Origin of the sequence: Mesorhizobium silamurunense (assembly GCF_014843905.1) — a bacterium.
Lineage (GTDB): Bacteria > Pseudomonadota > Alphaproteobacteria > Rhizobiales > Rhizobiaceae > Mesorhizobium > Mesorhizobium silamurunense.
This window is the reverse complement of record NZ_LPVS01000092.1, coordinates 46,051-69,603: the sequence shown is the minus strand read 5'-3', so window position 1 is coordinate 69,603 and position 23,553 is coordinate 46,051. Positions and strand designations below refer to the sequence as shown.

At 65.0% G+C, this 23,553-nt stretch carries 25 protein-coding genes; 11 read left to right on the top strand and 14 right to left on the bottom strand.

Translation table 11 applies throughout. From position 1 onward, the window contains the following. Positions 1-36 precede the first annotated feature (36 nt). The gene (locus tag AU465_RS27645) at positions 37-897 is read right to left on the bottom strand and encodes an SMP-30/gluconolactonase/LRE family protein (RefSeq protein ID WP_192255231.1); all 861 of its coding nucleotides are present in this window, start codon (positions 895-897) and stop codon (positions 37-39) included. A 112-nt stretch (positions 898-1,009) separates the two neighbouring features. On the opposite strand from AU465_RS27645, the gene AU465_RS27640 reads away from it, so the two are divergent. Then, positions 1,010-1,795: a helix-turn-helix domain-containing protein gene (locus AU465_RS27640; RefSeq protein ID WP_192255229.1), complete on the top strand. Its 786-nt coding sequence runs from the start codon at positions 1,010-1,012 to the stop codon at positions 1,793-1,795. Between the two features lie 31 nt (positions 1,796-1,826). Here the strand turns inward: AU465_RS27640 and AU465_RS27635 are convergent, their stop codons facing one another. From AU465_RS27635 to AU465_RS27625, 3 genes are read right to left on the bottom strand one after another with little or no spacing between them, the layout of a single operon-like run. Next, entirely contained in the window at positions 1,827-2,633 is an 807-nt protein-coding gene (locus AU465_RS27635; RefSeq protein WP_192255227.1) for a C40 family peptidase, read from the bottom strand. Between the two features lie 41 nt (positions 2,634-2,674). Next, positions 2,675-3,607, bottom strand: coding sequence for a CHAD domain-containing protein (locus AU465_RS27630; RefSeq protein WP_192255225.1), 933 nt, complete (start codon positions 3,605-3,607; stop codon positions 2,675-2,677). Next, positions 3,604-4,077, bottom strand: a complete 474-nt coding sequence (locus tag AU465_RS27625; RefSeq protein WP_192255223.1) for a CYTH domain-containing protein — start codon at positions 4,075-4,077, stop codon at positions 3,604-3,606. Before AU465_RS27625 ends, AU465_RS27630 begins: the two co-directional genes overlap by 4 nt. Positions 4,078-4,167: 90 nt before the next feature. Here AU465_RS27625 and AU465_RS27620 point away from each other — a divergent pair, with 90 nt between their 5' ends. The 4 genes from AU465_RS27620 to AU465_RS27605 are packed head-to-tail and all read left to right on the top strand — an operon-like array spanning position 4,168 to position 7,920. Continuing rightward, positions 4,168-4,872, top strand: a complete 705-nt coding sequence (locus tag AU465_RS27620; protein WP_192255221.1) for a CerR family C-terminal domain-containing protein — start codon at positions 4,168-4,170, stop codon at positions 4,870-4,872. After that, positions 4,869-5,822 carry an HlyD family secretion protein gene (locus AU465_RS27615; protein ID WP_192255219.1) on the top strand — a complete coding sequence of 318 codons (954 nt, stop codon included), beginning with the start codon at positions 4,869-4,871 and terminating at the stop codon, positions 5,820-5,822. Before AU465_RS27620 ends, AU465_RS27615 begins: the two co-directional genes overlap by 4 nt. Further along, positions 5,819-6,775, top strand: coding sequence for an ABC transporter ATP-binding protein (locus tag AU465_RS27610; protein ID WP_192255217.1), 957 nt, complete (start codon positions 5,819-5,821; stop codon positions 6,773-6,775). The genes AU465_RS27615 and AU465_RS27610 overlap by 4 nt, the downstream gene beginning before the upstream one ends. Positions 6,776-6,783: 8 nt before the next feature. Then, positions 6,784-7,920: an ABC transporter permease gene (locus tag AU465_RS27605; RefSeq protein ID WP_192255259.1), complete on the top strand. Its 1,137-nt coding sequence runs from the start codon at positions 6,784-6,786 to the stop codon at positions 7,918-7,920. Positions 7,921-8,044: 124 nt separating this feature from the next. On the opposite strand, the gene AU465_RS27600 is transcribed toward AU465_RS27605, so the two are convergent. Together AU465_RS27600 and AU465_RS27595 are read right to left on the bottom strand one after the other, a co-directional pair. Continuing rightward, positions 8,045-9,022 (bottom strand): threonine/serine dehydratase family protein, encoded by a 978-nt coding sequence (locus AU465_RS27600; protein ID WP_192255216.1) that lies wholly within the window; start codon positions 9,020-9,022, stop codon positions 8,045-8,047. Between the two features lie 321 nt (positions 9,023-9,343). Then, entirely contained in the window at positions 9,344-9,667 is a 324-nt protein-coding gene (locus AU465_RS27595) for a hypothetical protein (protein WP_192255214.1), read from the bottom strand. 169 nt (positions 9,668-9,836) lie between these two features. Here AU465_RS27595 and mbfA point away from each other — a divergent pair, with 169 nt between their 5' ends. After that, positions 9,837-10,820, top strand: coding sequence for an iron exporter MbfA (mbfA, locus tag AU465_RS27590; protein WP_192255213.1), 984 nt, complete (start codon positions 9,837-9,839; stop codon positions 10,818-10,820). Here the strand turns inward: mbfA and AU465_RS27585 are convergent. Further along, on the bottom strand, positions 10,817-11,161 hold the full coding sequence (locus AU465_RS27585; protein WP_192255211.1) for an antibiotic biosynthesis monooxygenase family protein: 345 nt from the start codon (positions 11,159-11,161) through the stop codon (positions 10,817-10,819). The two genes, mbfA and AU465_RS27585, sit on opposite strands and share 4 nt — an antisense overlap. Next, entirely contained in the window at positions 11,158-11,526 is a 369-nt protein-coding gene (locus AU465_RS27580) for an NIPSNAP family protein (protein ID WP_192255209.1), read from the bottom strand. The genes AU465_RS27585 and AU465_RS27580 overlap by 4 nt, the downstream gene beginning before the upstream one ends. Before the next feature lie 171 nt (positions 11,527-11,697). Between AU465_RS27580 and AU465_RS27575 the strand changes: the two genes are divergently transcribed. After that, positions 11,698-12,372, top strand: a complete 675-nt coding sequence (locus tag AU465_RS27575; protein WP_192255207.1) for an ArsR/SmtB family transcription factor — start codon at positions 11,698-11,700, stop codon at positions 12,370-12,372. Positions 12,373-12,610: 238 nt separating this feature from the next. On the opposite strand, the gene ligD is transcribed toward AU465_RS27575, so the two are convergent. From ligD to AU465_RS27560, 3 genes are all read right to left on the bottom strand, one after another. Continuing rightward, entirely contained in the window at positions 12,611-15,127 is a 2,517-nt protein-coding gene (gene ligD / locus AU465_RS27570; RefSeq protein WP_192255205.1) for a DNA ligase D, read from the bottom strand. 12 nt (positions 15,128-15,139) lie between these two features. Continuing rightward, positions 15,140-16,024 carry a non-homologous end joining protein Ku gene (gene ku / locus AU465_RS27565; protein WP_192255203.1) on the bottom strand — a complete coding sequence of 295 codons (885 nt, stop codon included), beginning with the start codon at positions 16,022-16,024 and terminating at the stop codon, positions 15,140-15,142. A 94-nt stretch (positions 16,025-16,118) separates the two neighbouring features. Next, complete coding sequence (locus tag AU465_RS27560) at positions 16,119-16,622, bottom strand: YciE/YciF ferroxidase family protein (protein WP_192255258.1); 504 nt, start codon at positions 16,620-16,622, stop codon at positions 16,119-16,121. Positions 16,623-17,032: 410 nt separating this feature from the next. On the opposite strand from AU465_RS27560, the gene AU465_RS27555 reads away from it, so the two are divergent. Together AU465_RS27555 and AU465_RS27550 are read left to right on the top strand one after the other, a co-directional pair. Next, positions 17,033-17,179, top strand: a complete 147-nt coding sequence (locus AU465_RS27555; protein WP_192255201.1) for a hypothetical protein — start codon at positions 17,033-17,035, stop codon at positions 17,177-17,179. 196 nt (positions 17,180-17,375) lie between these two features. Continuing rightward, the gene (locus AU465_RS27550) at positions 17,376-17,825 is read left to right on the top strand and encodes a thiol-disulfide oxidoreductase DCC family protein (protein ID WP_192255199.1); all 450 of its coding nucleotides are present in this window, start codon (positions 17,376-17,378) and stop codon (positions 17,823-17,825) included. A gap of 128 nt (positions 17,826-17,953) precedes the next feature. On the opposite strand, the gene AU465_RS27545 is transcribed toward AU465_RS27550, so the two are convergent. The 3 genes from AU465_RS27545 to AU465_RS27535 form a co-directional block, all read right to left on the bottom strand. Then, positions 17,954-18,331: a DUF1850 domain-containing protein gene (locus AU465_RS27545; RefSeq protein ID WP_192255197.1), complete on the bottom strand. Its 378-nt coding sequence runs from the start codon at positions 18,329-18,331 to the stop codon at positions 17,954-17,956. Continuing rightward, positions 18,328-20,424: a TRAP transporter permease gene (locus AU465_RS27540; RefSeq protein WP_192255195.1), complete on the bottom strand. Its 2,097-nt coding sequence runs from the start codon at positions 20,422-20,424 to the stop codon at positions 18,328-18,330. Before AU465_RS27540 ends, AU465_RS27545 begins: the two co-directional genes overlap by 4 nt. A 201-nt stretch (positions 20,425-20,625) precedes the next feature. After that, positions 20,626-21,585, bottom strand: coding sequence for a TAXI family TRAP transporter solute-binding subunit (locus AU465_RS27535; protein ID WP_192255193.1), 960 nt, complete (start codon positions 21,583-21,585; stop codon positions 20,626-20,628). A gap of 336 nt (positions 21,586-21,921) precedes the next feature. Here AU465_RS27535 and AU465_RS27530 point away from each other — a divergent pair, with 336 nt between their 5' ends. Both AU465_RS27530 and AU465_RS27525 read left to right on the top strand, forming a co-directional pair. Beyond that, complete coding sequence (locus AU465_RS27530; RefSeq protein ID WP_126091024.1) at positions 21,922-22,284, top strand: YciI family protein; 363 nt, start codon at positions 21,922-21,924, stop codon at positions 22,282-22,284. Positions 22,285-22,294: 10 nt separating this feature from the next. Continuing rightward, positions 22,295-23,545 carry an RNA polymerase sigma factor gene (locus AU465_RS27525; protein WP_192255191.1) on the top strand — a complete coding sequence of 417 codons (1,251 nt, stop codon included), beginning with the start codon at positions 22,295-22,297 and terminating at the stop codon, positions 23,543-23,545. Positions 23,546-23,553: the final 8 nt, after the last annotated feature.

Below are 23,553 nucleotides of genomic sequence, written 5' to 3'. Positions count from 1 at the left end.
GTCCAATCCCGATTGACGTCGTTCCCCCGACGGCTCTCAGTCGATCTTCAGCGCCGCGACCGCGCCTTCGTTCATCAGCGGGACATAGATGATCGAGCTGCCATCGGTGCCGATGTCGGCGCTGCCCGGCTTGAAGGAAGCGACAACCTCGGGCTTGCCGCCGGCACGGTAGCGGTAGAGCGTGCCAGTCATGTAGGCGGTGGCGTAGATATCGTCGCCAATAGCGACGACGCCGTCGAGGTCGGCGAATTCTTGAGCGCCGGGCAGCGGCGTGACCTTCTTACTGGCCAAATCGACCGCGAGCAGGCTGCCGGGCTCCGCCGTGCTGAAATCGGGCTTGATGCCCTTGCCCCAGGACGCGACGATCAGCCGGTCGCCATCGGCGAAGACGCCGTTGGGCGAGGCGAGCAGCGCATCCTTGACGAACAGCTCCGGCTTGTCGCCGTCGATGCGGTAGATCGTGTCGGCCAGCATGTCGCTGACATAGACCTTGCCCGAGGCATCGGAAGTCATGTCATTGAGAAAGACGGCGCCGGGCACGTCGATGGTCGAGACCAGCTTGCCGCTGGCGAGATCGACGACGCGGATCTTGGTGATGTCGGCGGCGTAGAGCCTGCCGCTGGCGATCGCCATGCCCTTGGGCGCATCCATGCCGTCTACCCAGTGGCGGGTGATGACCTTGCCGTCCAGTGACAGCAGCGACAGATAACCGTTGCCGTCGGCATCGCCGGGATTGCCGACGATGTTGGAGACGACGATGCGCTTGTTGGCGGCGTCGACAAGCGCCGATTCCGGCTGCTCGAAACCGGATGCGCGCCAGATCTCGCCGGCCTGGGCGGCGGGAGTCGTCGCGATGCTGATGATGGCGAGAAAGGTCGAGGCGATGAGGGTTTTCATGGTGCTCTCCTGTGATGACGGCGGAGAGCTAGGTTTTTCGATACTTTTCCGGAAGGCGCTTCGGGACTAGTATCGAAGATCGATACGAATTCACGCAAACGAGGTGCATTCCATGAACGGTCCGATCTTCGAGGCGCTGAAACGGACGCTGAAGGCCAAGGGCCTGACCTACCGGGCGCTGGCCGAGCGCATGGGCGTTTCCGAGCCGACGGTGAAGCGTATCTTCCATGAGCGCAACTGCAAGCTCGACCGGCTGATGGAGATCTGCGCCGCGGCGGAAGTGGAACTGGAGAATGTGCTGGGCTCGATGAGCCGGGGGCCGGGACCGGCCAACCACGTCGCGCCGGAGATCGAGCGCAAGCTCGCCGCACGGCCGGCGCTGCTCTTCGTCTTCATCATGCTCTCCGAAAAATTCACGCCCGAGGGCATCATGCGCTCGCAGGGCCTCAGCGAAGCCTCGATGTTCCTCTACCTGCGCGATCTGGAAGAGCTTGGCCTGGTGGCGCTCGGGCGCGGCCTGTCGGCAAGGCTCCTTGTCGAGACGCCGATCCAGTGGGATTTCGAGGGCCCGCTGAAGCCGCATTTCGAGACGACCAACAAGAACTTCATCGGCTGGGCGATCGGCCATATGGACGGCCAAGCGACATTCGTCAGCTTCTCGCGGCGCATGCGGCCGGAAACGGCGGAGATGGTGCGGCGGGAGGCGGAGGACCTTGCCGAGCGGGCAAGGCTGCTTGCCCACCATGACCAGCACACCACGCCGGAAGATCAGCTCATCGGCTACAAATGGACCTTTGCCTTCGGCGCGACGCCGTTTCCGGCGATCATGCCGATTGGGCCGCACCCGCGAGATGCCGGCGCGCGCGCCGAGACCTCGAAGCGACCGCTGCCGGCGTGACCTGCCGACCGGGCCCTCGTCTCAGGCAGAGCTACTCGGCGGCCTTTTCTTCCGAATCGGCCGCGGTGTCCTCCCACGCGACCGCCCGATAGTCGAAGCCATATTCCAGCGTCGGCTTGACGATACGGAAATAGGGCGACAGATCGAAGTCGCGTGGCGTGTAGAGCGAGTGATGGCGGATGTGCAGGATCTCGCGGCGCATATAGCTCGACTGCGCCGAGGCGCGGCCGGGCGCTCGGGTGATCTCGGGCAGGATCGGATAGCGGACCTGGCCATAAGCTTCGGCGATCAGCGTCGAGCAGATGGCCCGTGTCGGATCGCCGGAGCCGAATGCCAGCAGGCGGCGGCGCCAGCGCACCGGCACCGGCGGCGCCGGCAGGAAAAAGCGCAGCATGTCGAAAATGTTCTTGAGATCGTATCTGAGGCCGAGCTTGCCGATCATGAAGGCAACGACCTTGTCGCGATCCTCGGGCGTCAGCCCACTCGCGCGGCAGATGCGGGTATTGTAGGTGCGGTAGCGCGACAGCGGCACGGCAACGCAGCCTTCGCCGAGCGTCACCTCGATCAGGCGCGGCCGCTCCGAACCGTCCTCGGGCTGCGGCAAGGCATCGCCGACATAGAAGGCCGCATGCGACCAGGTCGACTGGGTGAGATACTTGATCACCGCCGAGATCTTCTGGTTGCCTTCGATGAGCAGGACGTCACCAGGCTGCAGCGTGCGGCGCAGCGTGTCGGCATCGGACGGCGTATAGGGCTCATAGCCCGAAGATTCATCCTGCAGCCGGCCGGCGAGCCAGCGGCCAAGTCGATCCAGAAGGGTGTCGGCCGGCGCAGTCATGCCAGACGCCGATTAGCACAGGCCGGCCACTTAGACCATGATCAGGCCGCCTTGGCTTCCTCGTGGGGAACGGCGAGATCGTCACGCGCCTTGCGCGCCAGCCTTTTGGCCGAGCGCTTGGGGCTGTCGCCGAACAGTTCGGTAGCATCGGCAAGGCAGGCCTTGCTGAGGCTTTTTTCCGAACGCTTCAGGAGCTTGCGCAGAAGCTTGGTGTCTTCGGGCGGGCCGAGCGGCTCGCCGTCGGCGGCGAGCAGCGCGCGCATGACGAAGACGTCATGCAGCTCGCCCAGCAGCTCGCCGAGCTTGTCGACCGCCTTGCGGCGCGCCTTGATCGGCGTCGGCCACAGGCGGCCGAGCAGCGACAGATGCATCGAGTGCGTCTTGGCCGCCTTGCGCAGACCGTGAAAGTCGTCGGCCTCGCCGCGCGAGCCGGCCTTGTCCAGCGCCTTTTTCGCCCGCCGCAAGGTGGCGCGGGCGCCTTCGGCCAGGATGTCGGCCGCCTGCTCCGGCTGATCGGGCAGGGACAGCCTGTCGATGCGCTCCAGCCCTTCCTGGCAAGCGGTGACGGCGGCATTTATGGCGGCGTCGAGACCAGGGCCGGCGTGGAGCTCATGCTGGCGCAGCACCAGCCGGTCACGAACGGCGTCGAGGCCGCCGCCGGCGCTTTGTTCCGGAAAGGCGTCCGCCAGGCGATCGACGGTCTCGATGAGAGCGGTCGCCTCGCGCGGGCCGGCAAGCAGCGCCGACACCTGCTTATAACATTCGTTTTCGGTCTGGCAGAACGGTTCGTCTCCGGAACGAACCAAGCGCAGCAAGGCCCGCACGCTCTTCAGCCGCTTGCGGCATTTGTGCAGTCCCTGCTCCGGTTTGTCGCGCGCCGTCTCGAGATGGCCGAGAGCCCTGCCGATCTCGTCGGCCAATATGCGCCTGACCTCGCCGGTCAGCGGCAAGCGCGGATCGATACGAAAGCTCATGCGGCGATCTCCGGAATCCCCCCGAGGGCCAGCGACGCGTTGTAGAACCTCGACTCGCCGGTGACCTCGCGACCGAGCCAGTCGGGCAGCATTTCGTCAGGTACGTCCTCCGGCGTCTCCAACTCCGCGACCACGAGCCCCGAGAGCACTCCGCCGAACACATCGACTTCATAGAGATAGCCGCGGTGTCTAACATGGTGGCGTGTCTTCTCGATGACACGCCCAATGGCGAACGCCATCAATTCCTCGGCCTCGGCGAGAGGGATGGGATATTCGAATTCGTCGCGCTCGCGCGCCCTGTCGCCGAACTTCAGCGTCAGCTCGGCGGAACGCCCGTCGTTGATGCGCACGCGCACCGTGCGGCCGGGCTGTGCGCCAACGTAGAACTGGCGAATGCGGATATCCGCCTCGACCAGGCTGCGCCAGGTGGGGTCAGAGACCAGGAACTTGCGCTCGACTTCCTTGCCCATGGCCGCGCAATAAAGCCCGCGCGGACGGAGATGGCAAGCCGAGTCGGGATTCAATTTGACTTTAATCAATCGATTGATTAAACGAATATCATGAGCAAGCAGACGAACACCAAAAGGCCGCAACGCGAAGCCTCTCCCGCCGATCAAACGCGCGCAGCCCTTGTCCATGCCGCGCTCAAGCTGTTCGGCCGGCAAGGCTTCGACGGCACCTCGACGCGCGAGATCGCGGCCGAGGCCAAGGCCAATATCGGCTCCATCGCCTATCATTTCGGTGGCAAGGAAGGCCTGCGCGCCGCCGCCGCCGACTTCATCGTCGAGACCATCCAGGGGGTTGCCGGCCAGGCGCTCGGCGCACCCCAGCAGACCGCCCCTTCAAACCCGGAAGCCGCGCGGGCACAGCTTTTTGCCGCGCTGGAGCGGATGGTCGGCTTTGTCGTTGCAAGCCCTCAGGCCGGCGAGATCGTACAATTCGTACTCCGCGAGCTGTCGCACCCGACGGCGGCGCTCGACCGTATCTATGCAGGCGTGTTCGAGCCGACGCATCGCCGGCTTTGCCAGATCTGGGAGCAGGCGACCGGCGAGCCCGCCGAGAGCGAAGCCACCCGGCTCACCGTGTTCACCATGATCGGCCAGGTCATCTATTTCCGCATCGGACGCGAGGCGGTGATGCGCAGGATGGACTGGCGCGAGATCGGCGACAAGGAGGCCGCCAAGGTGGTGGCGGTCGCGACCGACAACCTCAGGGCAATGCTGGCGGCGCGCGACGCAGCCGCCGGCAGGAAGGGCAAATCATGAGCTTTCTCTGTTCGCTGCCGCTCGCGGCCCAGCTGTTCGGTGCCTGCGCGCCGGCCGCACCGCTGGCCGTCGGCTATGTCGAAGGCGAATATGTGCTGCTGGCGCCGATCGAGGTCGCGCAGGTCGAAACGGTCACGGTCAAGCGCGGCGACCGCGTCGAGCCGGGCGCGCCGGTGGTGACGCTGGAGAACGCCGACGCCAAGATCGCCGTAGCGCAGGCTGGAGCCGCGCTCGCCCAGGCGCAGGCGCAGCTTGCCGACCTCAAGGTGGGCAAGCGGCCGGAAGAGATCGCGGTGCTGAAGGCCGAGGTCGACATGGCGAAGGCGCAGGCCGCCGACGCCAAGCGCAAATATGACCGCGCCAGCGACCTCTACAAGCGCGGCACCGGCACGCAGGCCGACTACGATACGGCTTCGGCTTCGCTGGAGACGGCAAACGCGCAGGTCGGCCAGGCCGAAGCCAATCTCGCTGTCGGCGGCCTGCCGGCGCGGGCCGAGACGATCAAGGCGGCCGAGAACCAGGTCAAGCAGGCGCAGTCTGAATTGGGGCAGGCCGTGTGGCGACTGTCGAAGCGGGTGCTGACGGCACCCTCGCCCGGGCGCATCAACGATGTCATCCGCAACCCCGGCGACACCGCCGGACCGACCGCGCCGGTGATCTCGATGCTGCCCGACGGCGCGGTGAAGCTCAGCGTCTATGTGCCGGAGACCGCCTTCTCCTCGGTCAAGGTCGGCACGCTGCTCAGCGTCCGTTGCGACGGCTGCGGGCCGGATCTGAAGGCGCGCGTCAGCTACGTGTCGCCCGATCCGGAATTCACCCCACCGGTGATCTACTCGCTTGAGAACCGGCAGAAGCTGGTCTTTCTCGTCGAGGCGCGGCCGGAGGGCGATGCCGGGCCGCTGCAGCCCGGCCAAATCGTCGATGTCGACCTGGCGGATCTTGGGAAATGAACGTCATCGACGTCCACGGACTGGTCAAGCGCTTCGGCGACAAGACCGTCGTCGACCATGTGACGATGACGGTGGCCGAGGGCGAGATCGTCGGCTTCCTCGGGCCGAACGGCTCGGGCAAGACGACGACCATCCGCATCATGTGCGGGCTTTTGACGCCGGACGAGGGTGAGGGCACGGTGCTGGGCTTCAACATCCTGACCGATGCGCTCAAGATCAAACGCGAAGTCGGCTACATGACGCAGAAGTTCTCGTTCTACGAGGATCTGACGATCGGCGAGAATCTCGAATTCGTGGCGCGGCTCTACCGGCTGAGGCCGGTCGAGGAATATGTGGCCCGCACGCTCGATGACCTCGGCCTGGCGACACGCCGCAACCAGCTGGCCGGCACACTTTCGGGAGGCTGGAAGCAGCGGCTGGCGCTGGCGGCCTGCATCATGCACGAGCCGAAGCTGCTTCTGCTCGACGAGCCGACGGCAGGCGTCGACCCGAAGGCGCGGCGAGAGTTCTGGGACGAGATCCACAGGCTGGCGAGCGGCGGGCTCACCGTGCTCGTCTCCACCCATTACATGGACGAGGCCGAGCGCTGCCACCGCATCAGTTACATCTCCTACGGCAAGATGCTGGCCACCGGCACGGTGGACGAGGTGGTCAAGAATGCCGGGCTGACCACTTTCGTGTTGCAGGGGCCGCGGCTCGACCAGGTTGCCGAGGCGCTGCAGGGCCGTCCCGGCATCGACCAGGTGGCGCCGTTCGGCGCCACGCTGCATGTCGTCGGCTCCGACAAGGCGGCGCTCGAAAAGGCGCTTGCGGATGTCGAGAAGGAGCACAAGGGCGTGACGGTAGCGCCGGGCGAGACCAGCCTTGAGGATGTGTTCATCCAGTTCATGTCCGGCTCGAAGGACCATGTGTTCATCCAGTTCATGTCCGGCTCGAAGGACAACATGGCATGAAAGATGGCATGAACGCGGTCTTCTCCATCGCCAGGCTCGGCGCGCTGCTCATCAAGGAGTTCATCCAGATGCGGCGCGACCGCATCACCTTCGCCATGATGCTCGGCGTGCCGCTGATACAGCTGGTGCTGTTCGGCTACGCCATCAACAACGACCCGAAGAGCCTGCCGGCCGCGCTGGTCGCGACCAGCAGCGATCCTTACACGCGGGCGATGGTCTCGGCGCTGCAGACGACCGGCTACTACCGTTTCGACCATGTGGCGCAAAGCGCGGCCGAGGCCGAGTTCCTGATGTCGCGCGGCGATGTCGCCTTCGTCGTCACCATCCCCGCCGATTTCGGGCGGCGGGTGGAGCGCGGCGACAATCCGCAGATCCTGATCGAGGCCGACGCCACCGACCCGGCGGTGGCCAGCGGCGCCATCTCGACATTGAGCACCGTCGCCAGCCAGGCGCTGCTCAGAGCCCAAGGCACGCAGGAAGCGGCCAAGGAAGCGGCGCGCGGCCAGCTCGATGTCGTCGTGCACCGGCGCTACAACCCGGAAGGCATCTCGCAATACAACATCGTTCCCGGCCTGCTCGGCGTCATCCTGCAGATGACGATGGTGATGATGACCTCGATCGCGCTGACGCGCGAGACCGAGCGCGGCACGATGGAAAACCTTTTGGCCATGCCTTCCAGCCCTCTCGAGATCATGCTGGGCAAGGTGCTGCCATATCTGGTGGTCGGAGCGGTGCAGGTGGTGGTGGTGCTGGCGGCGGCGAAGCTTCTGTTTTCCATCCCCTTCATGGGGTCGCTGTCGCTGCTCCTGTCCGCCGTGCTGGTGTTCGTGCTGGCGCTGGTGCTGCTCGGCTACACGATCTCGACGATCGCGCGCACCCAGATGCAGGCGCTGCAGCTCACCTTCTTCTTCTTCCTGCCCTCGATCATGCTGTCGGGCTTCATGTTCCCCTATCGCGGCATGCCGGGCTGGGCGCAGATCTTCGGCGAGATCTTCCCGCTGACGCACTTCCTGCGCATCACCCGCGCCGTCATGCTGAAGGGCGCGGAGCTGCCGGCGGTGGCGACCGAGATCGGCTGGCTGGTGGTGTTCGTGGCGCTGTTTGCCGGCGTGGCGCTGGTGCGCTTCAGGCGGACGTTGGATTGACCAAAGCGTGGCGGAAAAGTTTTGACGCTGGAGGGACAGCACCCCCCTCTGTCCTGCCGGACAGAGGGGGGTGAAGGATCGCGGCGATTACAGCTTGCGGGCCACCACACTCTCCCACAAAAATCTACGCAGCCGCCATGATTTCCGCATACGTGCCGAAATCGACATTGCCGCCGGAAAGCACCACCGCCACGCATTTGCCGGCGAGATCGATCTCGCCGGATGACAGCGCCGCAAGCGCGACGCAGCCGCCTGGCTCGACCACCAGCTTCAGATGGGCCATGGCATCGCGCATCGCTTGCGCTGCGGCCTTGTCGGAGACGGCGATGGCGCCGGCGAGATTCTTGCGGTTGATCTCGAAGGTGATGGCGCCGGGCTCGGCGGTGAGGAGCGCATCGCAGATCGAGGTATGGCCGGGCTCGTTCGAAACCCGCTCGCCCTTGGCGAGCGAGCGGCGCGTGTCGTCGAAGTGCTCCGGCTCGACCGCCCAGACCTGCGTGTGTGGCGAGGCATCCTTGACCGCAACGGAAATGCCGCTCGACAGGCCGCCGCCGCCGCAAGGGATGACGACCGCGTCGAGCGATACTCCAAGCGCCTTCGCCTGCCGCATCAGCTCCAACCCGATCGTGCCCTGACCGGCGATGATGGCCGGATCGTCGAAAGGCGGCACCAGCACCATGCCTTTCTCGATATAGGGGCGAACGACGGTCATGCGGTCGTCCTTGAAGCGATCGAACGGCACCACCTCGGCTCCCATCTTGCGGACATTGCCGACCTTGAGCGCCGGCGCGTCGACGGGCATGGCGATGACCGCCCTGACGCCGAACATGGCGGCCGAAGCGGCAACGCCTTGCGCATGGTTGCCGGAGGAAAAGGCAACGACGCCGCGGCTGCGCTCCTGTTCGGTGAGCGACGACAATTTGTTATAGGCGCCGCGGATCTTGAAGGAGCCGGTGCGCTGCAGCGTCTCGGGCTTGAACATGATGCGGCCGCCATAGCGCTTGTTGAGCTCGGGCGATTCGATGAGCGGCGTCTCGACGATAAGGCCGGAAAGCCGCGCGGCGGCGGCTTGGATGTCGGAAATGCCGGGAAGGGTAGTCATGGCGAGGGCCTTGCGAAGAACGGGACCGCCCATGGTGCACGGAAATTATCCCGGCGCGCCAACGAAAAAATGTGATGGAGACAATGTTTGGAGTGCGGTAGCGCTCCTGAACGTCGTCATCCCTGGGCGAAGCAAGGAGCGAAGCGACGCGGCGAAGACCCTGGGATCCATGCCGTGACCTCCGTGACACGCGAAGCCAAATCAGAAGGGGCACCCGTCGTGAGGACGTTCCGAACCTGTTCTGACCCATGGCACTCTACGGCAGCCGTCACGGCATGATCCTCGGGTCAAGCCCGAGGATGACGAAGCGAGGGGCAGCCCTCACCCCAGCAGCGCCTTTGTCCGCTTCTTGCCGCCGAGCTTGCGCCAGCTGGCGAAGCGGTGGGTGGCGGCGGCAAACGAGATCTTCATCTGCTGGGCGACCGTATAGCGCGACTTGCCCTCGTCGAACATGCGGTAGCAGCACTCGACGCCTTCCTCGGTCAGCTTGCCGTCCGGCGTCTTGTTGTGCGGATTGGCCGGGTCGAATTTTTCGGCCTGCTGCTCGACCAGGCCCTTCAGGCGCTGCAGGTCGGCCTCGATGCTGGCAATGAGATCGAGAACGGGTTTCGGGTCGAACACGTGCGGGGGCGTTTTTTCCGTCATCCATGTTTCCTTCGATTTCGGCTGGTGCGCCCCATATAGGTGAACATTCGGCAATAATGAAGAGTGCGGCGCTGGAACGACGAAATCCGTGTGCCCCACGACGTCCGTGATTGACCCTCGGCTCACGAGTCCCTAGTTTAGAACCATTCTAAACTAGGGTGATTTCCTCATGCTTTCCCGTGTTTTCGGCTTCGGCCGCCGCTCCTTCGATTCGCTGTCGGAGCAGGAGATCCTGGCGCTGGCGATTTCTTCCGAAGAGGACGACGGGCGCATCTATCGCGCCTATGCCGACGGGCTGGCACAAGATTTTCCGCAATCGGCCAAGGTGTTCGAGGCGATGGCGGAGGAAGAGGATGGCCATCGCGATTCCCTCATCGAGCTCCACCGCAAGCGCTTCGGCGAGCGCATCCCGCTGATCCGGCGCGAGCATGTGAGAGGCTATTACGAGCGCAAGCCGGACTGGCTGGTGCGGCCGCTCGGCATCGAGCATGTGCGCCGCCAGGCCGAGGAAATGGAGCGGCAGGCCTATCGCTTCTATGTCGAGGCGGCCAAGCGCACGACCGATGCGTCGACCCGAAAGCTGCTCGACGAGCTGGCCGCGGCCGAGCTCGGCCACGAGAACTCCGCGCACGAGCTCGAACAGGAACATGTCCCGGGCGAGGTGAAGGTGGAGGAAGCGACGGCAGAGCAGCGCCAGTTCATCCTCACCTATGTCCAGCCGGGGCTGGCCGGGCTGATGGACGGCTCGGTGTCGACACTGGCGCCGATCTTCGCCGCGGCGTTCGCTACCCATCAAACGTTCCAGACCTTCTTGGTCGGCCTCGCCGCCTCGATCGGCGCCGGCATCTCGATGGGCTTCACCGAGGTGGCTTCCGACGACGGCAAGCTTTCAGGCCGCGGCTCGCCGGTGAAGCGCGGCCTCACCGTCGGCGTCATGACGACACTTGGCGGGCTCGGCCACGCGCTGCCCTATCTCATCCCCTACTTCTGGACGGCAACGATCGTCGCCGCGGTCGTGGTGTTCTTCGAGCTCTGGGCGATCGCCTTCATCCAGAACCGCTACATGCAGACGCCATTCTGGCGCGCCGCCTTCCAGGTGGTGCTGGGCGGCGCGCTGGTGTTCGGCGCGGGGGTACTGATAGGCAACGCCTAGCCGTTCACCATCCGGCTATCCTGCGGCGCCTCGGCTCTTTCGGTCAGCCCATAGTCGCGCACGACATGGGCGATGCGCAGACGATAGCCGGTAAAGATTCCGCCGCGGCCGGCCTTCTGCGCCTGGCGGTGCTCCTCGGTGTTGCGCCAGGCCTTCACCGCCTCCTCGTCGCGCCAGAAGGACAGTGACAGCACGCGTTTCGGATCGGTGAGGCTCTGGAAGCGCTCGACCGAGATGAAGCCGTCGATGCTCTCGAGCAGGGGCTTAAGCTCGGCGGCGATGCCGAGATAGGCATCGCGCCTTCCTTCCCCCGGCTCAACCTCGAAGATGACAGCGATCATGCCTCTATCCCTTCCTTGACCGTTACGCTGGTATCGAAAACCTTCCTGGGCCCATGCGGGCCGGACACCAGCTTAAGGAAGATGCGATCTTCCTTCAGGATGAATTTCTCGCGCCGCGCGAACTCGTAGTTTGCCTTGCCGGCCGGGTCCGCGGCAAGCCGGGCGCGATAGGCTTCGTAGGCCGCGAGGTTCTCGATGTTGTAGGCGGCATAAGCCGTGGTGGCCGAGCCCTCATGCGGCGCGAAATAGCCGATCAGCTCGGCGCCGCAGCGCGGGATGGCCTGGCCCCAGGCGCGCGCATATTGCTCGAAGGCAGCCTTGCCGAACGGGTCGATCTCGTAGCGGATGAAGCAGGTGATGGTCATTTCGGTCTCTCCTCGTCGGTTGGCTTTGTGGCAGCGACGGTTCGACCACTGTCGAAACATCGCTTCCCTCGGTGTGCTAGGCATTCTTGTGCCAGGAGCGTTTGCCGCGCTCCTTGAGCTCGCCCGAGAATAGTGCTTCTCTTGCACGAATGCTTCGATAAGGATCGAACTATGCGTGAAGGACCCGACATCGCCCGCATCGCCAGCCTGGTCGGCGACCCGGCCCGCGCCAACATGCTCAACGCGCTGATGGGCGGAACGGCGCTGACCGCATCGGAACTTGCGCTGGAAGCCGGCGTGTCGCTGCCCACCGCCTCCTCGCATCTGTCGAAGCTGATGGAGGGCGGGCTGCTGACGCTCGCGAGCCAGGGCCGGCATCGCTATTACGGCCTCGCCAGCCCGCAGGTCGCGGGCATGATCGAGGCGATCATCGGTGTTGCCGAAGCCGTCGGCCCGAAGCGGGTGCGACCCGGCCCGCGCGACGCGGCGATGCGCGTGGCGCGGGTGTGCTACGACCATCTCGCCGGCGAGCAGGCGGTGGCGATGCTCGACCGCCTCGTCGACAGAAAAGTGCTGCTGCGCGAGGAGAACGAGATCAGGCTCTCACCGTCAGCCATTTCGCATTTCGCCGCACTCGGCATCACGATCGACAACAGGGCCAGGCGCCCCGTGTGCCGCGCCTGCCTCGACTGGAGCGTGCGGCGCTCGCACCTCGCCGGCGCGCTGGGCGCCGCCATCCTCGACAAGGTCATCGCCGAGAAATGGGCGCGGCGCGACAAGGACAGCCGTGCCGTGGTGTTCTCGCCGAAGGGTAAGCAGGAATTCGAGAGGGTGTTTCTGGCGTAGTGGGTTGCCGGCGATAGGTTCGCAACGTCGGCGGGACAGTACCCCCTCTGCCCTGCCGGGCATCTCCCCCGCAAGGGGGGGTTGAGCGCTCAGCCCTCTTCGCCAATCTTCGACGCTGGAAGAATGGCAGGGCGCCGGGACTGCTGATCTCCCCCCTTGCGGGGGAGATGGCCGGCCGGCAGGCCAGAGGGGGGTGTGAAGGAACGCGGCGCTGCCGGCTTCCTTTCGCGTGCAGAACTCACTCCCGCTTCAGCACCTTGCCCAGCTTGAAGAAATCCGCCCACGGGTCCGCCTTCTTCAGCTGCTTCAGTGTCGTCTCGTCGCCGAGCGGGAAGGCATTGGGCGCCAGACCTTTCTCGATTTCCGTCCAGGTCACCGGCATCGACACCGTCGCGCCCTTCTTGGCGCGCGAGGAGTAGGGCGCGACCGTGGTCGAGCCCCTGCCGTTGCGCAGATAGTCGACGAAGATTTTTCCCGTGCGCGCCTTCTTCGACAGGGTAGCCGTGTAGCGGTCCGGCTTGGCCTGTTCCAGGGCGCGAGCGAAATCATGGGCGAAGTCCTTGACCTCGTCCCAGTCCGCCGACGGCTTCAGCGGCACCAGCACGTGATAGCCCTTGCCGCCGGACGTCTTGACCAGGTTCGGCAGCGACAGCTCGTCGAGCTGCTTATGGATGTCGAGCGCCGCCTCGCGCACGCGGCTGACGTCGACGCCTTCGTCTGGATCGAGGTCGAAGATGATCTGGTCCGGCTTTTCCAGCTCGTCGATGGTGGAGCCCCAGATATGGACCTCTACCACGCCATACTGAACAAGTGCCGCAAGCCCGTCGAAATCCTTGATGAACAGGATCTCCTCGCCGTCGGTCGGATCCTTCATCCTGGCGATCTTGTCGCTCATGCCGGGCGAGGCGTGTTTCTGGAAGAAGCGCTGGCCGTGGATGCCGTCGGGCGCCCGCACCAGGCTCAGCGGACGGTTGACGACGAACTGCTCTATGCGCGGCCAGACCAGCGCGTAGTGGTCGAGCAGGTCCTGCTTGGAGACCTTTTCGTCCGGCCACAGCAGCTTGTCGGGATGCGAGAGTTTTATTGAGGTCATCGCCGTTCCGGCCGAGGCCTTCGGCGCGGCCTTGTCGCCGCCCGATTTTGCTTCGGACCTCCCGTCGGTTTGTTTCGGCCTTTCCTGCACGACTTCCTCCGCCGGCTTGTCCTCGCGCAATCCCTGGAACGAGGCGTGGCGGATTATACGGTCGGATGTCCAGCTGCGGAACTCCACTTCGCCGACGAGCTCGGGCTTGACCCAGGTCAGGCCCTTGCCCTTCGGCACCGCTGCCGAGAAAGGCGACTGCTTCGCCTCAAGGCCGTCGAGCTTCTTCTTGAGACCGGCCATCACCTTGCCGGAAAAGCCGGTGCCGACGCGGCCGGCATAGTTGAGCTTGCCGCCTTCATAGTAGCCAACGAGCAGCGAGCGCAGGCCGCGTCCCGTCTTGTCCGAAGGCAGATAGCCGCCGATGACGAATTCCTGGCGCAGCGTGCATTTCGACTTGATCCAGGTGAGGCCACGCCCGCTGCGGTAGGGCGCGTCGGCGCGCTTCGACACCACGCCTTCGAGACCCATGCGGCAGACATGCTGCAGGATGACCTTGCCGGGTTCGGAAAAATGGTCGCTGAAACGCAGCGCCGAATTCTCCGGCTGGTCGCCGAGCAGTTCGGCCAGCGCCTGCTTGCGCTCGACCAGCGGCTCGCGGCGCAGATCCTTGCCGTCGAGCCACATCAGATCGAACACGTAGTAGATGATGCGGTCTGTGCGGCGGGCGGAGAGATCCGCCTGCAGCAGCGGAAAGGACGACACGCCGCTGTCGGCCAGCACGACGACCTCGCCGTCGATGATGGCATCGCGGCATTTGAGACCGGCGAGCGCGGCGGTGACCGGCCCGTCGAATTTGCCGGTCCAATCGAGGCCGGCTCTGGTGAGCAGCCTGACGTCGCTGCCAGCGATCTGCGCCTGCATGCGATAGCCGTCGAATTTTACTTCGTGCAGCCAGTCGTCGCCGGAGGGCGCGTTCCTTTCCAGCGTTGCAAGCTGCGGCTCGATGAATTCGAGCCGTTTGGCATGGCCGGCCTTGGCCTTGCGGGCGGCCGGTTTGTTGGAGTGCCAGACATTCGGCTTCTCACCCTTGGCCGCCTTGCCTTCGCCGACTTCTTCTATCGTGAGGCCCGACCTCACCGATTGCGGCTCGTCCTTGAGGATGTCCTCGCCAGGGCGGGCGGCGGCATCATCGGACTTGATCAGCAGCCAGTTGTCGCGCTTTTCGCCGGGCCTGGGCTTCAGCCTGACCAAGTGCCAGCGGCCATGCAATTTATGGCCTTCGAGTTCGAAATTGATGTGGCCTTTCTTCATGCCTTCGGCCGGGTCGCCTTCCGGAATCCATTTGCCGTCATCCCAGACGATGACCGAGCCGCCGCCATACTCGCCCTTCGGAATGGTGCCCTCGAAGGACGCATAGTCGATCGGGTGGTCCTCGACGTGAACGGCCAGCCGCTTCTCATGCGGATCGAGGCTCGGACCGCGCGTCACCGCCCAGCTCCACAGCACACCGTCATGCTCGAGCCGGAAATCGTAGTGGAGGCGGGTGGCGGCGTGCTTCTGGATGACGTAGATGCCGCCGGCCTCGCTCTTCTTGTGCCGCGGCACCTTGCCGGCCGGCTCGGCGGTTTTGCGGAAGTCGCGCTTGGCATGATATTGCTCGAGGCCGGCCATGGCATCCTGCTCCTATGCGGATCTGCGCCTTTTATGCTGATTGTGACCGGACGCGGAGGCCTTGGCCTTCGGCCGCGCCGACGGCGCCTTCGATGAAGGTTTGCCGGCTTTCCCACTGCCTTCCGCGTTCAGGCTCTTCTTCAGCGCGTCGAACAGGTTGACGACATTGGACGGCTTCGCCGGCGCCTTGGCCTTGGGCGCCTTCTTGCCGGCCTTCTTGGCGCGGATCAATTCGAGCAGCGCGTCCTCATAGCGGTCGTCGAACTTCGAGGGGTCGAACTTCGTCTTCTTGCTGTCGATGATGTGCTGTGCAAGATCGATCATCTCGTCATCGGTCTTGGTTGCCTTGATGTCGTCGAACACCGTGTCGGGCTGGCGCACCGTATTGTCGTAGCGCAGCGTCGTCAGCACCATGCCCTTGCCGAGCGGCTCGATCACCACCGGACGTTCCCGGTTGTAGAGCACGATGCGCGCGAGGCCGGCCATCTTCTTCGCCGCCATAGCGTCGCGGATGACGGCGAAGGCCTCTTCCGACACTTCGTCCGCCGGCGAGACATAGTAGGGCGTGTCGAGATAGATCTGCTCGATCGAGGATTTCTCGACGAAGCCGTCGAGGCTTAGCGTGTGCGAGGACTCGATCTCAACCGCCTCGATCTCGTCTTCCTCGATATGGACGAAGTCGCCGTCGCTCACCTCGTAGCCCTTGATCTCGTCGCCTTCCTCCAGCGGCTTGCCAGTTTCGGCGTCGACATAGATGCGTCTGACGGTGTTGCCGGTCTTGCGATTGAGGATGCGGAACGAAACCTTCTCGGCATGGGTGACGACGTTGGTCAGCTCGATGGCGCAAGTGACCAGCGACAGTTTCAGATAGCCCTTCCAGGCGGGGCGCGGTGCCATGGCGAACTCCTGCGCGCGAAGCGATTCCAACGGCAACGGACAGGGGCTCGCCTGGGTTCCGGCAAGCCGGGACCTGTCGTTGCAGCATTGCCCATCAGGCCGCCAGCAGATTGATCCTGCTTTCCGCAATCTCGGTGAGCTTGCGGTCGGTCGCCTGCTCTTCCTTGAGGTTCTTGGCCAACACGTTGGCGCAGTCGCTGCGGCCGAGCTGCTTGGCCCAGGCGATCAGCGTGCCGTAGCGCGTCATCTCGTAATGCTCGACCGCCTGCGCGCACGCGATCAACGCGGCGTCGAGAACCTCCTTGTCGTCGATATCGCCGCTCACCTCCTCGGCCTCCTCGAGAATGCCGTCGATGGCCGGGCAGTTGATGGCCTTGGCCTTGACGCCATGCAGCTCGAATACCTGCTCGACCCGATCGACATGGCCCTTGGTCTGCTCGAGGTGTTTTTCGAAGCTGGCCTTCAGCTGCGGATCGGTCGCCTCGGCGATCATCTTCGGCAGCATCCGCTCGATCTGCTTCTCGGCATAATAGATTTCGCGCAGCATATGGATGAAGAGGTCGTCCAGCGTCTTGATGTCTTTCGAAAAGAAACCCATGGCTTTGCCTTCCATTGCTTGTTCCGGGGCTTGTTCCGGGTTGGGGAATTCAATCGGCGGCGCGGCCGCCTTCCTCGGCGCCGCGCGGGCTTTGAGGGAATCAACGTGTCCCTTCCGGGCCGGTTCCTGACCTTTTCCGGACGAGCAATGAAATTTCCGGGCGCCGGCCGAACGTGAAACAGAACCGCGTCCAAGCGACATCCAGACGAAACATATGTGATGCAAAAGACACATGCGCCGGAAACGCGACAAAAGGCACCGAAAGACCGCGAATCAGCCGCATTCCAGCCACGAAGCAACGGGTTTCGGACCAGAAATTAACATCACGTTCACCGACTATTCACGCCTCGACGCTATGCTCTCGGACAATTCGGAAGGGACATCCGAAAACGGGACAGGGACCACGTAAAATGAACTTCTGGAACCACATCGCCGGCTATGCCGCCGCCATCCGCGAATTCGTCGCGCCGACCTATCGGCCCGAGCGCTACTACATGCGCGGTCCGGGTCCGGCCTGCGCGCGGCGCGGCACCTCGCTCGGCATCGGCACGAACTGATCGCCATGCTCGACAGCCGCCACAACAGCCGGATCTGCAAGCCGGCCGCCGACAACCGCGCCACGACCTACCGTGACGAGCGCCCCGCCGTCGCCGACGGCAGGCGTGCGACAACGCCGCGACTTTGACGCCGCCGCCGGCTGGCTTAGTGTCCCCTTAGTTTAGTGTACAGGGGACACAGATAGCCGGGGCCGACATGACCGAGCTGCCCGACCGGAATCGTCCGTCTCAATCCGAGTTCTTCGGCGCGACCCAGCCGCTGATCGTCTTCGACGGCGTCTGCGTGTTCTGCTCGGGATTCGTCCAACTGATCGTCAAGCTCGACCGCGGCAATCGGTTCCGCTTCGCCACGGCGCAATCGCCGTTCGGCGAGGCGTTGTTTCGCAAATACGGCCTGGCAACCAATAATTACGAAACCAATCTCGCCATCATCGACGGCGCGGCCTTCACGAAGCTCGACAGTTTCGTCGCCGTCATGGCCGCGCTCGGCTGGCCGTGGCGCGCCGCAAGGCTGCTGCTCGTCCTGCCGCGGCCGTTGCGCGACTGGCTCTACGACCGCGTCGCCAAGAACCGCTACGCGCTGTTCGGCAGGAAGGACAGCTGCGAAATCCCGTCCGCCGAACTGCGGCAACGGCTGATCGGCTAGTGAATGTCGCCGTCCGCCGAAACGGCGAACCGCTCCCTTTCTTTTGCTTTTACGCAATTGCGGGCGGCAAACCGTCACGCGCTTTTCCTGGGAACTGCCCGGCGCCGTCGTCGGCGGCTGGCCTTGCGCTATCGCGACTGGCTGGAGCCCTCGCAAGCTTCGAGCAGGATCGGCTCGCCCGCCGTCCTGCCGAGTTCGCGGCAGGATTGGGCGGTGCAAAGCGTCCAGCCTTCCCCGGTTGCGCCGGAGGCTGCCAACACCACGCGCGGCTGAGGCCTGATCCCGGGCGCATAGACCCACCAGCCGTTCCGCAGCACCGAGCCCTCGGGCGGCTCCATGCCGGCGCCGGAGCCCTTGACCCGCGCCTCGACGAGCTGAAGCCCGGCAGGCGTCACTTTCCAGTCTTCCTGCCAGCGCGTCCGTTCCACCGAATGCGTCCAGGACAGCGTGAAGGCGGCGACGGCAAGCGTCACCGTCTTGCCGGCTGCGAGGATGCAGAGACTCACGCAACATCCCTTGCGGATGCCTGACGCGCGCGCCAGCAGTGCCAGCCGATCCAGAGAAGCGCCAGCGCCCAGCCGGTTTCGTCGGTGAGCGGCAGCGCCGCGACCAGGAGCACGCCGGCTGCGAAGGCGACGAGGCGCTCCCACCAGGCCATGCGGCGGGCGAGGAAGCCGACGGCGGCGGCGCCCCAGAGCACGATGCCCATGCAGGCCTTGACGACGATGTAGGCGACCTCGACCGGGTAGCCGAACGAGGCGGCGATCGGGCCGGCATCCTGCAGCATCAGGGCTGGTGTATAGACAGCCATGAACGGCACGACGAAGCCTGCGATGGCGAGCTTGGTCGCCTGGATGCCGATCTTGAGACCGCTTTCCCTGGCCATGGGCGCCGCGGCGAAGGCGGCAAGCGCCACCGGCGGGGTCAGGTCGGCCATGATGCCGAAATAGAAGACGAACATGTGGCTGACGATGAGTGGCACGCCAAGCGACAGCAACGCCGGGCCGGCGAGCGAGGAGGTGATGATGTAGTTAGGGATGGTGGGGATGCCCATGCCGAGCACAAGGCAGGTGAGCATGGTGAGCACCAGCGACAGGAACAAATTGTTCTCGCCGATCGAGATGATCCAGCTGATGAAGGTTGAGGCGATGCCGGTCAGCGTCAGCGTGCCGATGACGATGCCGACGATGGCGCAGGCGATGCCGACCGGCAGCGCGTTCTTCGCCCCTTCGGCAAGCGAATCGACGCAGATGCGCAGCGTCTCGCGGCCGCCCTTGAAGGTGACGCAGGCGACGATGAGCGCCGCGATGACGAGGCCGAGAATGTTGACGCCGAACCGCATGAAGGAGGCGGCGGCAAGCCCAAGCGCCAGCCAGAAGACGACGCGGAAGGCGAACGGCCCGATCAAGGCCGCCAGCGGCGTGCCGAGGATCAGCACGATGGTCAGCGCCAGGCCCATGGTGCCGGCGAAGATCGGCGTGTAGCCGGCGAAGAGCAGGTAGACCAGCACGGCAAGCGGCAGCACCAGCGGCCAGTGCTGCCGCACCGCATCCCAGGGATTGGGCAGGTCGCCCTTGGCCATGCCGTGCAGGCCGGCCTTGCCGGCCTCCAGATGCACCTGCCAGAAACAGGCGCCGAAATAGAGCAGCGCCGGAATGATCGCCGCCTTGACCACTTCGGCGTAAGGGATGTTCAGCGTCTCGGCCATGATGAAGGCGACCGCGCCCATCACCGGCGGCATGATCTGGCCGCCCATCGAGGAGGTCGCCTCGACGGCGCCGGCAAAGGCCGAGCGGAAGCCGAAGCGTTTCATCAGCGGGATGGTGAACTGGCCGCTCGCCACGACATTGGCGACGCCCGAACCGGAGATGGTGCCCATCAGCGCCGAGGACAGCACGCAGACCTGCGCCGGGCCGCCGCGCCAGGAGCCGACCAGGCCGAGCGCGAAATCGTTGAACAGCGCGATCATGCCGGCGCGTTCGAGGAAGGCGGCGAAGACGACGAAGATGAAGATGTAGGCCGCCGAAACATAGACCGGCGTGCCGTAAATGCCTTCGGTGCCATAGGCGAAGGTGTCGACGAGCTGCGCGAAATCGTAGCCGCGATGGATGAAGGGCGGCGGCAGGTGATTGCCGACGAAGCAATAGGCGAGGAAGATGAAGGCGATGATTGCGAGCGGCAGGCCCATCAGCCGTCTAGCGGCTTCGAAGACGAGCACCACCAGCAGCGCGCCGACGATCAGGTCCGGCGTGGTGAGGAAGCCGGAGCGGCGAATGAGGTCGGCGTAGAAGACCCAGTTGTAGATGCCGGTGGCGAAGCCAAGCACGCCAAGCGTCCAGAATGCGGCTTTCGCCGCCGTGCCGGTGGCGCGCAGATTGGCGATCAGGCCGAAGCCGAGCAGCAGCAGGAAGCCGACATGCATGGCGCGCACCACCTGGCTTGGCAGGCTGCCATAGGCGGCGATGTAGATCTGGAAGACGGAAAAGGCGACGGCAATCAGGAAGGCCGCCTTGCCGGCGATGCCTTCGCCGAAGCCCGGCGGCAGGCCTTCGAGAGGCTCTTCGGCAGTTGGAGAAATAACGGTCGGCGTTTCAGTCATTGGCGGGCTCCTGACGGGCGCTCCCCTCCCCCTTGAGGGGAGGGTGGACAGCCGCCGAAGGCGGATGGACGGGTGGGGTCCTTGCGGCAGTGCGCGACTTTAACTGCCTCGACTTGACTGAAAGAGCCGGAGCGCGTCGAGGAGGACCCCACCCGGCCCTGCGGGCCACCCTCCCCTCAGAGGGGAGGGAAAACCAGCGCCTTAGTTCAGCAGCCCCTTCTCCTTGTAATACCGCTCCGCGCCGGGATGCAGCGGCACCGGCATGCCGTTCAACGCCTTGGCCGGATCGATCGCCTTGGCGGCGGCGTGGGCGGCGGCGAGCTGGTCGAGATGCTCGAACATCAGCTTGGTCATCTGATAGGCGGTGTCGTCGGAAACATCGACCCGGGTGACGAGGAAATTGCCGACCGCGGCGGTCGCGACATCCTCCGTCTGACCCTCATAGGTCCCCTTGGGAATGACCACCGACAGATAAGGCGAGCCGATCTTGGCGACGTCCTCGGCCGGCACGGCGACGACGTTGATCGGCACGGAGGTCGCGAGGTCGCGGATCGAGGCGACGCCGAGGCCCGCGGATTGCAGCGTGGCGTCGAGCTGGCGGTTCTTGATCAGCTCCACCGATTCGGCGAAGGGCAGATATTCGACGCGTCCGAGATCCTCGTATTTCAGCCCGGCGGCGGCAAAGATGGCGCGGGCGTTAAGCTCTGTGCCGGAGGCAGGCGCGCCGACCGACAGGCTCTTGCCCTTGAGGTCGGCCAGCGTCTTGATGCCGGACTCCTTGCTGGCGACGATCTGGATATAGTTGGGATAGATGGCGGCGATGCCGCGCAATTTGTCGAGCTTGCCGGGGAAACCGGCCTCGGTATTGCCTTCGGCGGCGAGCTTGACGGAATCGCCGAGCGCGAAGGCGATTTCGCCCTTGCCCTGCTGCAACAGGTTGAGGTTCTCGACCGAAGCCTTCGTTGCCTGCACCTGGGTGCGGGCTCCTTCGATACCCTTGCCGTAGATCTCGGACAGCGCGACGCCGAGCGGATAATAGACGCCCGACGTGCCGCCGGTCAGCACGTTGATGAATTCCTGTGCCCCGGCCGGCATGGCGCCGAGGCCGAGCGACAACGCCAAAACGCCGGCGGCAACAAATTTCGTCCTGAAATCGAGCATATGGTTTCCTCCTCCTGAAACGGTCGCGCCGCGCCGCCTCCTCGGCGCGAAGCTGGGAGTTTAGACAGGAGGCGCCAAATTCCAACCCGCAATTGCAGACCTTTCTGTTTGACCATGATCTTTTCCAAAAACCGGAATCCACTTTTTGCGTTCGCTGACCTTCGGTTCGGGATCATGGTCTAGACGAAGGGTTGAACCGATGAGGCAACGGCCGACGGCTTGCGCTCTCCTGCACAGGGGGCGAAAGATTTTTCTCAGCGCCTGTCGAAATCGGCCGTGGCCGCACGACATAGGTTGGCCCGCGACGACGCGGCCTTCGAGAAAACGGAGAAGACCATGCGATACATGCTTTTGATCTACAACGACGAAGCCGCAATGGCGAATGCGCCCCGCGACAAGACCGAGCAGACCCTGGCGGCCTATGGCGCCTATACCGAAGCCCTGAAGAAATCCGGCGCGTACCTCGCCGGCGAAAGGCTGCGCCCGACCCAGGCGGCCACCTCGATACGGCTGGCCAACGGCAAGACCAATGTGCTCGACGGCCCCTATGCGGATACCAAGGAGCAACTTGCCGGCTTCTACATGATCGAGGCGACCGACATAGACACGGCGATGGAATGGGGCGCGCGTTGCCCGGCAGCCAGCACCGGCACGGTCGAGGTGCGGCCGATCTGGGAAATGACCGACTACCTGTCCTAGACACGATCCCGTGACGGACAATCGCCCGGAGACGGCGCGGGCGGCGGCCGAGGCGGCCGCCCGACAAAGCTATGGCAAGCTGGTCGCCTATCTCGCGGCCCGCATGCGCGACGTCGCCGGCGCCGAGGATGCGCTGGCCGATGCGTTCGCCGCGGCGCTGGAGCGCTGGCCGAAGAGCGGCGTGCCCGAAAAGCCGGAAGCCTGGCTGCTCGCAGTGGCGCGCCGGCGCGACGTCGACGCCGTGCGGCGGCGGCTGACCGGCGAGGCGGCTCGGGACCACCTGCAGCTGATTGCCGAAGAGGCGGAGGCACGCATGACGAATGAGGATTTGCCCGACGAGCGGCTCAGACTGATGTTTGCCTGCGCCCATCCGGCAATCGAACCCGGCGTGCGCGCCCCACTGATCCTGCAGACTGTGCTGGGCTTCGACGCGGCGACCATCGCCTCGGCCTTCCTCGTTTCGCCGGCGACGATGGGCCAGCGCCTCGTGCGCGCCAAGAACCGCATCCGCGAGACCGGCATCCCCTTCCGGGTGCCGGAGCGGGCCGAGCTCGGTGAAAGGCTCGGCGCCGTGCTGGAAGCGATCTACGCCACCTTTGCCGAGGGCTGGTCAGATCCGGCCGGCACAGAGACGCGACGGCGCAACCTGGCCACGGAAGGCATCTGGCTCGGCCGGCTGGTCGCGTCGCTGATCCCGGACGAACCGGAAACGCTCGGGCTTCTGGCGCTGATGCTTTTCGCCGAAGCCCGGCGTGCGGCGCGGCGCAGCCCCGAAGGCGATTTCGTGCCGCTTGCAGAACAGGACATCGCGCTCTGGGACGACACGCTGATCGACGAGGCGGAAACGCTGCTCAGGCGCGCCGCGGCCAGAGGAATCATCGGCCGATACCAATTGGAGGCCGCGGTGCAGTCGGCGCATACGGCGCGTCGGCGGACCGGCCGCACCGACTGGTCGGCGATCCGCCAGCTTTACGATGCGCTGATGGCGATTGCCGGTTCGCCGGTGGTGGCGATCAACCGCGCGGTGGCGATCGCCGGAGCCGAGGGGGCGGTAGAGGGCCTAGCCGCGCTCGACGGGGTCGGCGGCGACAAGCGGCTTGCCGAGTACCAGCCCTATTGGGCGGCTCGGGCCGAGCTGTTGGTCAGGCTCGGCAGATCGGCCGAGGCCGCCGAAGCGTACGACCAGGCCGTCGGCCTCGAGCGCGATCCGGCCTTGCGCCGTTTCCTGCAGGCCGAACGGGGGAAGCTCGTGCGGAACTGAGGCGAATC